14 protein-coding genes are annotated in these 12677 nt (G+C 70.8%); 7 read left to right on the top strand and 7 right to left on the bottom strand.

Going from position 1 to position 12677, the window contains the following annotated elements:
- Positions 1 to 3: 3 nt before the first annotated feature.
- Together H4N58_RS11320 and H4N58_RS11315 are read right to left on the bottom strand one after the other, a co-directional pair.
- Complete coding sequence (locus H4N58_RS11320; RefSeq protein WP_167003132.1) at positions 4 to 1326, bottom strand: helix-turn-helix domain-containing protein; 1323 nt, start codon at positions 1324 to 1326, stop codon at positions 4 to 6.
- Positions 1327 to 1678: 352 nt separating this feature from the next.
- Positions 1679 to 1882, bottom strand: a complete 204-nt coding sequence (locus H4N58_RS11315) for a cold-shock protein (protein WP_139105401.1) — start codon at positions 1880 to 1882, stop codon at positions 1679 to 1681.
- 308 nt (positions 1883 to 2190) lie between these two features.
- On the opposite strand from H4N58_RS11315, the gene H4N58_RS11310 reads away from it, so the two are divergent.
- The 3 genes from H4N58_RS11310 (at position 2191) to H4N58_RS11300 (ending at position 5143) form a co-directional block, all read left to right on the top strand.
- Positions 2191 to 3990 carry a BCCT family transporter gene (locus H4N58_RS11310; RefSeq protein ID WP_167250684.1) on the top strand — a complete coding sequence of 600 codons (1800 nt, stop codon included), beginning with the start codon at positions 2191 to 2193 and terminating at the stop codon, positions 3988 to 3990.
- Between the two features lie 38 nt (positions 3991 to 4028).
- On the top strand, positions 4029 to 4685 hold the full coding sequence (locus H4N58_RS11305; RefSeq protein ID WP_167250686.1) for a DsbA family protein: 657 nt from the start codon (positions 4029 to 4031) through the stop codon (positions 4683 to 4685).
- 116 nt (positions 4686 to 4801) lie between these two features.
- Positions 4802 to 5143 (top strand): glyoxalase/bleomycin resistance/extradiol dioxygenase family protein, encoded by a 342-nt coding sequence (locus tag H4N58_RS11300; protein WP_208322898.1) that lies wholly within the window; start codon positions 4802 to 4804, stop codon positions 5141 to 5143.
- Here the strand turns inward: H4N58_RS11300 and H4N58_RS11295 are convergent.
- Entirely contained in the window at positions 5087 to 5818 is a 732-nt protein-coding gene (locus H4N58_RS11295; protein ID WP_167003126.1) for a hypothetical protein, read from the bottom strand. The two genes, H4N58_RS11300 and H4N58_RS11295, sit on opposite strands and share 57 nt — an antisense overlap.
- Before the next feature lie 84 nt (positions 5819 to 5902).
- The gene (locus tag H4N58_RS11290) at positions 5903 to 6946 is read right to left on the bottom strand and encodes an NYN domain-containing protein (protein WP_167250688.1); all 1044 of its coding nucleotides are present in this window, start codon (positions 6944 to 6946) and stop codon (positions 5903 to 5905) included.
- A gap of 103 nt (positions 6947 to 7049) precedes the next feature.
- Here H4N58_RS11290 and H4N58_RS11285 point away from each other — a divergent pair, with 103 nt between their 5' ends.
- Positions 7050 to 8162, top strand: coding sequence for an amidohydrolase (locus tag H4N58_RS11285; protein WP_167003122.1), 1113 nt, complete (start codon positions 7050 to 7052; stop codon positions 8160 to 8162).
- A gap of 2 nt (positions 8163 to 8164) precedes the next feature.
- On the opposite strand, the gene H4N58_RS11280 is transcribed toward H4N58_RS11285, so the two are convergent.
- Positions 8165 to 8413 (bottom strand): DUF2630 family protein, encoded by a 249-nt coding sequence (locus tag H4N58_RS11280; protein WP_167003120.1) that lies wholly within the window; start codon positions 8411 to 8413, stop codon positions 8165 to 8167.
- 98 nt (positions 8414 to 8511) lie between these two features.
- On the opposite strand from H4N58_RS11280, the gene H4N58_RS11275 reads away from it, so the two are divergent.
- On the top strand, positions 8512 to 9126 hold the full coding sequence (locus H4N58_RS11275; RefSeq protein WP_167250690.1) for a TM2 domain-containing protein: 615 nt from the start codon (positions 8512 to 8514) through the stop codon (positions 9124 to 9126).
- 38 nt (positions 9127 to 9164) lie between these two features.
- Positions 9165 to 9518 carry a hypothetical protein gene (locus tag H4N58_RS11270; RefSeq protein ID WP_167003116.1) on the top strand — a complete coding sequence of 118 codons (354 nt, stop codon included), beginning with the start codon at positions 9165 to 9167 and terminating at the stop codon, positions 9516 to 9518.
- Positions 9519 to 9590: 72 nt separating this feature from the next.
- Here the strand turns inward: H4N58_RS11270 and sepH are convergent, their stop codons facing one another.
- Entirely contained in the window at positions 9591 to 10658 is a 1068-nt protein-coding gene (gene sepH, locus H4N58_RS11265; RefSeq protein ID WP_167250692.1) for a septation protein SepH, read from the bottom strand.
- A gap of 123 nt (positions 10659 to 10781) precedes the next feature.
- On the opposite strand from sepH, the gene H4N58_RS11260 reads away from it, so the two are divergent.
- The gene (locus H4N58_RS11260) at positions 10782 to 11405 is read left to right on the top strand and encodes a trimeric intracellular cation channel family protein (RefSeq protein ID WP_167003112.1); all 624 of its coding nucleotides are present in this window, start codon (positions 10782 to 10784) and stop codon (positions 11403 to 11405) included.
- On the opposite strand, the gene H4N58_RS11255 is transcribed toward H4N58_RS11260, so the two are convergent.
- Positions 11399 to 12580 (bottom strand): MFS transporter, encoded by a 1182-nt coding sequence (locus H4N58_RS11255; RefSeq protein ID WP_167003110.1) that lies wholly within the window; start codon positions 12578 to 12580, stop codon positions 11399 to 11401. The two genes, H4N58_RS11260 and H4N58_RS11255, sit on opposite strands and share 7 nt — an antisense overlap.
- Between the last annotated feature and the right edge of the window lie 97 nt (positions 12581 to 12677).

The raw sequence follows: 12677 nt of genomic DNA, 5'->3' as shown, positions 1-12677 counted from the left end.
GCGTCAGTAGGCGCGGTGGCGGCCGGCGGGCGGCGACTCGGCACGCTCGCGGAGCTCGGCCGCGAGGTCGTCACGGGTGCTCACCACGATCGGGGCCGCAGAGCCCGGGATGAGCGCCGCAGGGTCGTCCGGCAGCTCGACCTCGATGTCGACGGCTTCGCTGACCCGGTATGGCATCGCCCCGAGGACACCGCCCAGGGTCCGCCGCAGCCTCGACATCTCGGCCCGTACGGTCACTGTACGGGCGGCGTTGCCGAAGAGATCGTTGGCGAGCTCGGACGCCGAGCGGCCGTCGGGGTTGCGCACCAGCGACAGAAGGATCTCGGAGTGCCGGGGGGAGAGGGCATGGCTCCAGGAGCCGCTCGGCCCCGTCACCTCGACGATCGCCGGGGTGCGGGTGAGGTCGAGACGGACACGGGTCGTCGGCTCGTGGTCGGAGCCGTCGTGGGCGAGCCGCAGGAGCCACCCGTCCGGCACGGGCTCGGCGATGACGTTGCCGAGGGTCGGCAGCCAGAGCGACCCAGGCTCGATCTCGCGAGGGAGGTCCACCCGTGGCGGTGGCTCGGTGCCGACGGCGGCGGCGCAGATCCCGTCGCGGGTCACGGCCAGCGCGGGGCCTCCGAGCCGTGCGAGCATCGGTGCGGCGTAGGTGCGGAGCCGGTCGGCGTTGTCGTGGTAGCGCTGGCGCAGCTGAGCCTCGGCGAGCTGTGCGGCCATCACGACGTGGGGGAGTGCGAGCGGGTTGACGCTGGGGTTGCGATAGCTGAGGTCGACCACGCCGATCTGGTCGCCGGTCAGGGGGTCGCGCACAGGCGCGGCCGCGCACGACCACGGGAGGTGGTCCTCGGCGTAGTGCTCGGCAGCATGGATGCCGACCGGAACACCCTCGACGAGCGCGGTCCCGATCGCGTTGGTCCCCACGTTGCCCTCGGCCCAGGTCGCACCGGGGACCATCCCGAGCTCGTCGGCGTGGCGGCGCAGGGGCCCGGAGCCGGCCCGCCACAGGATGCGGGCGTCGGCAGAGGTGATCGCGAGCAGCATGCCTGCGGAGTTGACCGCGCCGCGCAAGAGGTCGCTGAGCTGGTCGACCATCGGGCGCAGCGCGCTGGCCGCGCGTTCGGCCTCGACCTCGGCGGCAGCGACCGGCGGCTCCGGCGGTGTGCCGTCCGGGGTGAGCCCGAGCGTCCTGGTGCGGTCCCATGAGGCACGAACGAGGGCGCGCGGCTCGTGCTCGGGCGAGCGTCCGGCGAGGACGTCAGAGCGGATGCGGTAGAGGCTGCGAAGATCGATACCCGACGTCGAAGCCTCAGTACGCGGAGCGGTCATCCTCACCCCCCGGGTCGCCGTGCCCTCCTCGCAGACCCCACCGTACGGCCTGGAGGAAGCAGAGCCCAGCCTTTGACACAACCTTTGTCCGTGTCGTGGGCAAGGTCTGCCGACAACAGTTGCAACCCCGCTGCAACCCTTGCCACGCGCGCGGAGGGTGGCTGGGATGGCTGTACGTCCCGCACCATCTGGTCGCGGACGTGGCCCGGGGACCAGTTCTCGGGTGATCTGGTCGACGTCCTGCTCGCTCCGCTGCGGGGGTACGGAGCGCGCAAGAGGTCGACACGAGCGAGGGCCCCGACACCATCCGGTGTCGGGGCCCTCGTCAGAAGTCTCGTGGAGAGACGACTTCTCAGATGGCGCGAACGTTCTCCGCCTGCGGGCCCTTCTGGCCCTGGGTGACGTCGAACTCGACGCGCTGGTTCTCGGCCAGCGTGCGGAAGCCGTTCCCAGTGATTGCGGTGTAGTGGACGAACACGTCGTCACCGCCACCGTCTTGCGCGATGAAGCCGAAGCCCTTCTCGTCGTTGAACCACTTCACGGTGCCTTGCGACATTTCTTGCTCTTTCGTCGAACTGTGGAGCCGGCCGTTGCCGACCCCCGTGCATGTTGTTCCACCGCCACACGTTCGTGGTGGTGTGCCCGACGCAGGTAAGACAAACGCGCCAACGGTCGAACCGAAGGCGCGGAGTTTCACCTGCGCTGAACCGAACAACTTCTTCCAGAACCCTAGCAGGTCGGTGGGTGCTCGCGCCGAGCTGCGACACGCGGTTCGGGGCTGGTTCGAGTGGCGTCCACCGAGCGCCGCGCGAATGATCGGTGAGCGAAGTCGAACCTCGTGAGGGTCGGCGGGACGGAGTGCTCATGACCAGCCGACAGCCGCGCCGACGTGAGGGTCGCGCAGGACGCCGCACGAGGCGACCCCGGCTGAGCTCGTGGTCCGACAACGCCCTGCGCGGCCGCCGTACGAGGCCCCTCGGGACCGGCCAGGAGAAGCCGGTCGACAGGGTGGTCTTCGGAGTCACCTCCGTTATCGCGATCGCCTTCGTGGTGTGGGGAGCGGTCGGCACGGACTCGCTGAGCACGGTCGCCAACGAGTCGCAGAACTGGGTCATCCGCAACACCGGCTGGTTCTACGTCCTCGTTGCCAGCTACTTCGTCGTGTACGTCATCTGGCTCGCCGCGTCGCGCTACGGGCGCATCCCGCTCGGCGCCGACGACTCCCAGCCGGAGTTCAAGACGGTCTCGTGGATCGCGATGATGTTCAGCGCCGGTATGGGCATCGGTCTGATGTTCTTCGGGGTCGCCGAGCCGCTGTCGCACTACGTGTCGCCGCCACCGGGCACCGCCACCCCAGAGACGGCCGAGGCGATGCGGACCGCCATGGCGACCACGATGTTCCACTGGGGACTGCATCCGTGGGCGATCTATGCGGTGGTCGGCCTCGCGATCGCGTACAGCACGTTCCGGCGCTCGCGGTCCCAGCTCGTGTCCTCGGTCTTCCGCCCGTTGCTCGGGGCCCGCTCGGAAGGCCCGGCAGGCAAGGTCATCGACATCCTCGCGATCTTTGCCACACTCTTCGGGTCGGCCGTCTCGCTCGGGCTCGGTGCGCTCCAGATCGGCGCGGGCATGGAGTTCCTCGACTGGACGGGGCCGGTGGGGGAGCCCGTGCTGGTCGGCATCATCGCCGTGCTCACCGTCGCCTTCGTGGCGTCGGCCGTCTCCGGCATCGAGCGCGGCATCCAGTGGCTGGCCAACACCAACATGGTGCTTGCCGTGTCGCTGGCGGTGTTCGTGTTCGTCGTCGGCCCGACGCTCCTGATCCTCAACGTGGTGCCCGAGACGATCGGTGCCTACCTCGGCGACATGGCTGAGATGGCCTCGCGGACAGATGCCGCCGGCGGGGTGGCGATGGAGGACTGGCTGGCCAGGTGGACGATCTTTTACTGGGCGTGGTGGATCTCCTGGACGCCGTTCGTCGGGCTCTTCATCGCCCGGATCAGCAAGGGGCGCACGATCCGCCAGTTCGTCACCGGCGTCCTCCTGGTCCCGACGCTCATCAGCCTGGTCTGGTTCTCGATCTTCGGGGCGGCCGGCATCCACGAGCAGGATGTCACCGGGGCCCTGACCAACAGCGATGGCGCCGTCGAGAGCGACTTCACGCTCTTCCAGCTGCTCGACCAGTTCCCGCTGGCCACGGTCACGTCCGTGCTTGTCATGGTCCTGGTCGCGATCTTCTTCGTGTCCGGGGCGGACGCCGCGTCGATCGTGATGGGCAGCCTCTCGCAGCACGGGGCCGTCGAGCCCGGCAGAGGGGTCGTCGTCTTCTGGGGTGTCGCCACCGGCTCGGTCGCGGCGATCATGCTGATCCTCGGCGGCCGGAACGCGTTGGACGGTCTGCAGAGCATCACGGTCGTCACCTCGTTGCCGTTCGCCGTCATCATGGTGCTGATCACGTACGCGCTGTGGGTCGACCTGCGCAGCGATGCCCTCACCGTCCGTGGCGACATCGCCGCCGAGCTCGTCCAGGAGGCTGTCGAGTCCGGGATCGAGCAGCACGGGGCCGACTTCGTCATCTCGACCGAGCCGGCCGAGCGCGAGCCCCACACGCGCGAGCCCGACAAGCGCGACCCCGACGAGGACCCGCCAGAAGCGAACCCCTGAGCGGGAATCACGGTGCCGTGGGAACCGTTGCCCCCGGCATGAGCCGTCCCCTGAAGATCGACGTGTGGTCCGACCTTGCCTGTCCGTGGTGCTTCCTCGGGAAGCGCCGACTCGAGGAGGGCGTGAAGCAGTACCGCGCGGAGGGAGGCGACCGCGAGGTCACGCTGGAGTTCCACTCGTACGAGCTCTCGCCCGACACGCCGGTCGACTTTGCGGGGTCGACAGTCGACTTCCTCGTGCAGCACAAGGGCATGGGCGAGGCGCAGGTCCGGCAGATGGTCGGTCGGATCACGGACCTCGGCACGCAGGAGGGGCTCGCGTACGACTTCGACGCCATCCAGCAGACCAGGACGCTCAAGCCGCACCAGGTGCTCCACCTCGCGAAGGCCGAGGACCTCCAGATGGCCCTGGTCGAGCGGCTGTTCACGGCGTACTTCGAGGAGGGCGCCCACCTCGGTCACGACGACGTGCTGGCCGACCTCGCCGCCGAGGTCGGGCTCGACCGTGACGGGGTGCTTCGCGCGCTCGACGAAGGAACGTACGCCGCTGCGGTCGACGCCGACCTCGCTCAAGCACGCGCGTACGGGATCAGCAGCGTGCCGTTCTTCGTCATCGAGGGGCGCTACGGGGTCTCAGGAGCGCAGGAGCCGGCGACCTTCGCGCAGGTCCTGGCGAAGGTCAGCGCCGAGGTCTGAGCAGCAGGACTGGCAGCTTCGGCCTCAGTCCGACAGGCTCGCGAGCCCGTCGAGGACGCGGGCGAGCTCGCCCGCCTGCGGTGCGGGGTCGAAGGCGGCCGCTCGAGCATCCTGATGTGGGTCTGAACCTGGTGTTCTTGCGCACGGGCCTGGCCACGTTCAAGCCCGAGGCGATCGCCGGCGCCGCCGGTCAGGGCACGCTGCTGGTGTTCGTCGTGAACGACCTCGACGCCGAGTTCGCGCGGATCGCCGCGCTCGGCGCCCGTGTCGTGACACCGCCGGAGACCGAGCCGTGGGGCGAGCGGTTCTGTCAGTTCGCCGACGACAACGGGTTGATCTGGCAGCTGGTGCGGTGGATGTCCGAGCCTGACGCCGCGCGACGGCGTCCTCGCCGCAGTAGCTCAGCGCTTCGGCTTCGGGGCCTTGCTGCGGACCAGGACGACCCGCGACGTCGATGATGCCTGATAGATGCTGCGACGCGTGACGACGCGGACCTTCTTGGGCTTCGCGTAGCGCCAGCGGACACGCCAGCTCGCGATGCCCGCGGCGTTCGTGACGCGCACCTTGCCGAGCGTGCGCCAGCGGCCCTTGTGCCGGACCTGCGCCTTGACCCGGATGCCCTGCGCCGTGAAGAGGCCGTACGGGCGCGCGACCCGCACGGTCGTGGTGATCTTGAGGTGCTTGCGGAGCTTGGGGCGGCGGGTTGAGAGGCCCAGTGCCGTCGTCGACCGGGGCCGGATCAGCGTCAAGCCGGTGGTCGGCAGCGCGAGCGGCGCACGCGCGGCGTCGGCTGGCCACGTCACACGTGAGCGCACGGTGTATGCGCCCGGTCGCACTGTCCCGGCGCACAGCCGGAATGCGCCGGTGCCCGAGGCGCCCGCGCTCGCCGGGACCACCGCGCGGTCGACGCGGCGGCCGCCGGCCGTCACGAGATCGACCGTCAGCGTCCACCCCGTGCCGACGCCGCTGAGTGCGTACCGGAACGGATGGCTGAAGCAGTTCTTGAAGAGCGTCGCGCTGCGCGACGAGACCTGACCCGAGGCAGCCTGAGCGGGAGCGGACAGCCCCGTCATCACCAGCCCCGCCGTCAGGAGGAGCGTCACGGAGGCGAACAGCAGTCGTCGTACGGCCACCCTGTGACCCTACGCGAGCGGAGGGCCTTCGCCGATGTTTCGACGCGCGGCGGGTGATTCTCGCTCCGACGGCCGCCGAGCCGCTCACACGTGCTGGTCAACCTCGGCCCAGAACGCCTCACGAAGCTGCCACCGCGTCTCGGTCTGCAGCACCCGGTAGCGGTCGTCGCTGTGGGCGACCAGGTCGTTGAGGAGCGTCGAGTCGACGTCGCCGGGGATCGTCGGCCGGGTCGCGACGAGTGCGCGGACGTCGGCCTGCGTGGCGGAGTCCAGCCAGTTGCGCACCACCGTGCGGACCACCTCGGGGATCACCGCTCGGAGGTCGGCGTCGGGATCGGCTCCCGGTCCGCCACCGGAGTGCGCGGTCGAGCTGCTCCACGCGAGCGAGACCGCGGGCTGCGGGGAGGGCGTAGCCGAGGTGGTCGGCGCGGGGTGCAGGCGGGCGACGTCGGAGGGCGTCGGGATCCTCAGTCGCGGCGGAGCGGGAGCCTCCTCCTCAGTGACCACCTCCGCGACGGGGTCCGGCACCGGCACGGGCTCAGCGCGCTGGCGCGGCGACGGTGTGATCGCGGCGCGGATGGTCTCGAGCGGGATCCGGAGACGATCGTCCGCGACGCGTGCGAGGTTCATCGCCGTCGCGTGGACGCCGATGCGTGACTCGTCGTTGGGCACGTTGAACAGCGTGACCCGTACTCCGTAGTCCTGCGCCATGTCCACGGCCTCGGTCAGGTCGTCGTCGCCAGAGACCAGGAAGATCTCCGAGACCGCACCCTGGAGCGCGAGGTTGACGAGATCGAGGGCGATGCGGGTGTCGACGCCCTTCTGGGCGCCCTCGTTGTTGACGCGACCCAGCCGCAGCTTCACGTCGGGCAGGAGCGAGACGAGGTTGTGCTCCTCGGAGAGCGTGCGGGTGCCCAGCGCGTTCGCGGCGTCGTACCAGAAGACACGGAGAAGCCGGGTGTCGGTGTGGTCGGCGGCGGACACCTTGATGCCGGTGACCAGGCGCTCCCAGCTCACCGCGATGGCGCGGCGCAGGGAGGTCCCGACGAGGATCTGCGCGGACGACGCGAGCAGGTATCCCGCGTCCACGAGGATGGCGTGACGATCGGACCGCGCGAGCCGGCTCATCCGGCCAGGCTAGTACGGCACCCTGAGGTGCACCGTCCAGCGACAATGAGCCGCGACGGCGCGTACGCTCGGGCACACCGCGGCTCGTCCGGGAGGTGGTTCGATGCCCGACCGTTGGCGGAGCCCCGTGCCCGACGACTGGCCCCGGCTCGTCGACGCCCACTGCCATCCGGTGCTGACCGGTGATCTCACCGACGAGGCGTTCGCCGGACTGATGGGTGCCGGTCAGGCTCTGGAGTCCATGTCCACGGTGGCGCTGCGCCGTTGGTGCGCGCCCGTGCTGGACCTCGACGCGCACGCCGCTCTGGACGCCTATCTCGCCCGACGTCGCGAGCTCGGTGCCGCCGAGGTCAACCGCAGGCTGCTGTCGCGCGCGGGCGTCGGCGACCTCGTGCTCGACGAGCCGGAGGGCACCGATCTTGAGGCGACGCTCACGGCCGCCGACGCGCGGGGGCACCGCGTCGTCCGCCTGGAGGACCTCGCCGCCGGTCTGCTGGCGCAGGTCGACCCTCCCGCTCTCGCCGATGCCGTACGGTCCGAGCTGTCTCGTACGGACGCCGTCGCCGCCGTCACTCTCGCGGGCGTCCGCTCTCCGTCCGTCGGGGGAGCCGCCAACGGGCCCATGCTGGGCGCTCGCCCGCTGGCGGACTCCTCGCTCGGCGACCTCGTCGGCACCACCGAACCCGAGGAACGGGCGGACGACCCGCGGTGGCACACGTGGCTCGCGTTCGCGGCGCTGGAGGCGGGCCTGCCGCTCCAGGTTCCACTCGGACACGTGCTGGCACCGGGGCGACCGATCTTCGGCGACCCTCTGGCGTTGCGCCCTTTCCTGGAGGCGACCGAGTCCCTCGGCGCCCCGGTCATCCTCATCAACTCGTACCCGCACCACGAGATCGCCGCCGTCCTCGCGCGGTCGTACGCACACGTCCATCTCGACATCGGGCGGGTGATGCGTGCAGGCGGCGACCTGTCAGCGCGCGTCGTCGCGGAGGTGCTGCTGGCCGCGCCGTTCGGGAGACTCGTCTACAGCTCGGACGGGTACGGCCTCGCCGAGCACCACTACCTCGCGGCCGTGCTCTTCCGTCGTGGGCTCGGAACGGTGCTGCACGACCTCGTCGTGCGTGACGAGATCGACAGGGCCACGTCCGATCGCCTCACCCGGGCCGTGAGCCGCGACAACGCCGTCCGGGCGTTCGGGCTCGGCGAGACCGACTGACGTCAGCTCAAGTAGCCCTCGACCTCATCGGCGGGGCGTACGGCTGCGTGGCCGGGATCCTCGCCGAACTCTTCCTTGGCACGTCGCTGACGCAGCAGGTCCCAGCACTGGTCGAGGCTGGTCTCGACCTGCCGGAGCCGGGCGAGCTCGGCCTCTGGGTCGGCCTCGCCGCGCTCTCTGCGCTCTCGTAGGGACTTCTCCTCCGCCACCAGCGAGGAGATCGTCGTAAGGATGTCCTGGTCGGTCGTCATAGGGATCTCCTGGTTGTCGGGTCCCTGTCCACGGTAGACCGAGGGCCACCGCCCAGGCGACCGCTAGGGTGTGGGGAGCCACGACAAAGGAGTGACGAGTGAGCGACTCATCGGCCCCGGGAGGGCCGGACGACGACCGCCCCGAGGGTGAGCCGGAGGCAGGCGCGCCGCAGAGCGACCAGCCGCAGAGCGACCAGCCGCAGCAGCCCGCCGACGCGAGCTGGGGCTACCCCGGTACGGACGCGCAGGCGCCCACCGACCAGCCGGTCTACGGCCAGGATCCCTATGCGCCGCAGCCGCCGCAGGTGCCTCCGTACGGCCAGGACCCGTACGCGCCGCAGCCCGGCTACGGCCAGCAGCAGCCGTACGGTCAGCCGGCCTACGGCCAGCAGCCCCCGTACGGTCAGCAGCCCTACGATCAGCAGCCCCCGTACGGCCAGCAGCCCTACGGCGCGTACGGTGCACCGGGCTACGGCTACGTCGATCCGCAGGCCAAGAGCAAGCTCGTCGCCGGGCTTCTCGGCATCTTCCTCGGCGGATTCGGCATCCACCGCTTCTATCTCGGCTACACCACCATCGGTGTCGTCCAGATCGTCGTGACGATCCTCACGTGCGGCCTCGGGGCGATCTGGGGATTCGTCGAGGGGATCCTCTACCTCGTCGGTGCCAACGGATGGAAGACGGACGCCGAGGGGCGTCCGCTCAAGGACTGAAGAGACACGGGACCGAGTTGCATCGAAGGAGGGCGCAGGTGAGGGCACGTCGGGTGACGGCGGCGTTGGCGGTGATGTTCACGGCGGGGCTGATCACGGGCTGCGGCGGAGCGGACGACCAGCAGTCGGGGTGCCTCGGCGACGCTGACGGCGGCACGGTCGTCGTCCAGGGCGCCAGCACGGTGATCGCGGAGAACGTCAACGCGGGCGTCGGGTCGATCGACGTCGACGTCGACACCGCGTCGGCGATCGTGACGCTGAGCGAGGGTGACGCCCCGGGCGCGGTGCGGTCGATCTCGGTGACGGTCGGCACCACGATCCCCGCTGCGGGCCAGGAGATGTCGGTGGTCCAGATCTGCCGAGGCTCCGTGACGATCGACGTCACCGGCTGAGTCGGCCCGTACGAAGGAGCCCCGAACCGCACTGCGGTACGGGGCTCCTTTCGTATGTCCAGAGGCAGACAGTCAGCCCTTGTCGCCGAACATGATCTCGTCCCACGACGGGACCCGACGCCGCTCGCGTCGCCGTGGCGCGCGCTTGCGCGGCTGCTCGTCGGCTCCGTCGACGTCGGCGTCGGCGTCGTCCTCGGACGCGTCGATCATGTCGGACGGGTCGGTCTCGTCGGACGGGTCGGTCTCGTCGGATGCCGCCGCGCTCTGGCGGGCAGGGCGGGGATCACCTGAGCCGTCGCGCTCGCGCGGGGCGGCATCGGGCTCGGGCGGCGCCGCTGGGGGAGCGGACATGGTGGCGGCCTCGGCGGGTTCGTCCAGCTCGAGCGTCGGCTCCGGCTCCGTCACGCTGGGCAGGTCGTTGAGGGTGGGCTGCTCCTCGGTGCGTTCGCTCGCCTGGGCGGCGCGTCGTGCGCGCGCATGACGCAGCGAGGTGACCCGCGGGTCGGAGTCGAGCTCGACGACGTCGACCGGCCGCGACACGGCGTCGGCGATCGCCATCTCCGAGGAGTCCGATGCATCCGGCACGTCGCCGACCAGCTCGCGTGCGGCCTCGTCCGCGGCGAACGTGTAGCGTCCGGCGGGGTCGAACACGTAGTCGGCAGACACCGCACCGGCCCGGACACAGACGGTCCACCGAGCGTCGTCACGACGCCACGAGTCCCAGTCGGCGGTCTGAGGATCGACGCCGCGGCTGCGCAGCGTGGTGTCGACGGACTCGCCCAACGTCAGGGCGTTCGACTGGGCGTGCTTGCGGCGCACGGTCGCCCCGCGGGCACGCTCAGCCATGTGCTCGCGCTCGGCGAGCACCGGGTGGGCGTAGCCCATGATGCGTTCCACCGGGAGCTTGGCTGCCTCTGCCACCTCCTCCGGCGACTCCCCACGGCGGATCCGAGCCTGGATGTCTCGCGGACGCAGTGCACTGTCCATCGCTATCTCCAACTGGCCGAGTCGTGCCCGGTCGTTCCTGAGGGTGGCGCGCAGACGGTCGTCGGCCGGGACGCGGAACAGCTCACCGACCGGGCCTCGCAGGACCACGTACCTCTGGTCCTCGCTCAGCCCCACCACGGTGAGGTCTCGCATCCTCGTCCCCTTCGTCATCGTGCCTCGTACCAGCCCCAGTCTCGGGTGCCGTCGGCCTCAATCCAAGCAAGCGCGCCGAGAGGGTGATCGTTCGGACCCCTCTCGCGGCGCTAGTTTCGTCCTGTGCTCTCCCATGCGCTCGTCGCCGCCGACCTCGTCGGCATCGCCGCGTTCGCCCTGTCCGGCGCTCTCGTCGCGGTCCGCAAGCCGCTCGACATCTTCGGGGTGCTCGTGCTCGCGGGTGCAACCGGGCTGGGGGGCGGGTTCCTGCGCGACGTCCTCATCGACGCGACGCCGCCGGCTGCGCTCATGGACTGGCGCTATCTGATGGTCCCGGTGCTCGCCGGGCTGGTCGCGTTCCGGTTCCATCCCGTGCTCGGTCGGGTCGAGCGGAAGATCGCGGTCTTCGACGCCGCCGGGATGGGGCTGTTCTGCGTGACCGGCGCCGCCAAGGCGCTCGAGTTCGGCCTCGAGCCGGTTGCGGCCGCGCTGATGGGCATGGTCACGGCCATCGGTGGCGGCGTGATCCGTGACCTTCTCGCGGGACGCGTCCCCGTGGTGCTGCGTGAGGAGCTGTACGCCTTCCCGGCGCTGCTGGGCGCCTCGGTGGCCGTCGCCGCGATCGAGTGGGAGCTGGCCGGCGTGTGGGTCCTCGTCCCTGGAGCGCTGCTGGCCTTCGGCTACCGGATGATCGCCCTACGCCGGGGCTGGCACGCCCCGCTCCCGCCGGGCATGGACGGCTACTGAACTGCACGCGAGCCACGGATGACCCACGATCCGGCCATCGCCAGCACGCCCGCTCCGAGGCAGACGGCGTAGCCCCAGGAGGGGGCGGCGTTGTCGACGACCCACCCCGACACGGCGGCGCCGGGTGCGACGCCCGTCGCCAGGCCGGTCGTGAACCATGCGATGCCCTCGGTGAGTCGCTCCTTAGGGACGCCCTGCTCGACGAGCCTGGTCGCCGCCACCATGCTCGGTGCGATCGCGAACCCGGAGACGAACAGCGCGGCGGCCACCAGGGGGAGCGAGGTCGTCAGGAGGAGGGGGACGATGCTGAGCGTGAGCACGGCGGCGGTGATCCGCAGCTGGCGGAGCGGGGTCACGGCCGGCGGGCGCGCGCCCACCAGGAAGCCGGCGATGAGGCTGCCTGCCGCCCAGACCGCGAGCAGGACTCCGGCGAGCTGCTTGTGGCCGGCATCCTCGGCCACCGCGACCGTCACGACCTCGGCGGCTCCGAACAGGATCCCGAAGCCGACGCCTGCGCCGACCAGCGGTGCGAGGAGTGCGATGGGCATGGCGCCCCGCCGGCTCTCGTGCTGGCGAGCACGGCCAGAGGGCGGTTCCGTGCGTCGCTGCACGGCGAGGGCGAGCGAGCCGCTGATGCCCGCGACGCCGGCGACGATGAGGCCGACGTACGGGTTGACCATGGTCGCGAGGAAGGTGACCACGACGGGACCGACGATGAAGACGACCTCGTCGAGCACGGCCTCCAGGGCGAACGCCGTGGGGATCATCGACGGCTCGGCGTTGTGCGTCCACCGGGCACGGACCATCGACCCGGCCTGGGGGAGCGCCAGTCCGGCGAGCGCCGCGCACAGGTGAGGGACGGGAGTCGGAGCGTTCTGGTCGACCGCGAGGAGGCCGAGCGCCAGGCCCAGCCCGAACAGCGCGGCCGTTGCGGGAAGCACCCGGTGCTGGCCGAAGCGGTCGGTCAGCCGGCCCTGGAGCGGGGCCCCGACGGCGTTCGCGATCAGCGCGGCCGCGGAGATGGCGCCCGCCTCGCCGTACGAGCCGGTCTGCTCGGAGACGAGCAGCACGAGGCCGAGGCCGAGCATCGAGATCGGGAGCCGGGCGACGAGTGCTGCCGAGCTGAAGGCCGGCGCTCCCGGAATCACGAGGATCCGGCGGTACGTGTCGAGCAACGGCATTCCTGGCGACGGATGTGGCGGAGGAGACTCCTCCGGGCGCCCCGACGGGGTCACCCCTGCAGCGTATCGCCAGGGTTGGAAGGATGGCCGA

Origin of the sequence: Mumia sp. ZJ1417 (assembly GCF_014127285.1) — a bacterium.
Lineage (GTDB): Bacteria > Actinomycetota > Actinomycetes > Propionibacteriales > Nocardioidaceae > Mumia.
Note: the sequence above shows the minus strand (reverse complement) of the source record. Positions and strands in the feature narration are given on the sequence as shown.

Coding starts and splice junctions, on each gene's coding strand:
- H4N58_RS11320 (WP_167003132.1), bottom strand. CDS start 1,326: ATGACCGCTCCGCGTACTGAGGCTTCGACGTCGGGTATCGATCTTCGC.
- H4N58_RS11315 (WP_139105401.1), bottom strand. CDS start 1,882: ATGTCGCAAGGCACCGTGAAGTGGTTCAACGACGAGAAGGGCTTCGGC.
- H4N58_RS11310 (WP_167250684.1), top strand. CDS start 2,191: ATGACCAGCCGACAGCCGCGCCGACGTGAGGGTCGCGCAGGACGCCGC.
- H4N58_RS11305 (WP_167250686.1), top strand. CDS start 4,029: ATGAGCCGTCCCCTGAAGATCGACGTGTGGTCCGACCTTGCCTGTCCG.
- H4N58_RS11290 (WP_167250688.1), bottom strand. CDS start 6,946: ATGAGCCGGCTCGCGCGGTCCGATCGTCACGCCATCCTCGTGGACGCG.
- H4N58_RS11285 (WP_167003122.1), top strand. CDS start 7,050: ATGCCCGACCGTTGGCGGAGCCCCGTGCCCGACGACTGGCCCCGGCTC.
- H4N58_RS11280 (WP_167003120.1), bottom strand. CDS start 8,413: ATGACGACCGACCAGGACATCCTTACGACGATCTCCTCGCTGGTGGCG.
- sepH (WP_167250692.1), bottom strand. CDS start 10,658: ATGCGAGACCTCACCGTGGTGGGGCTGAGCGAGGACCAGAGGTACGTG.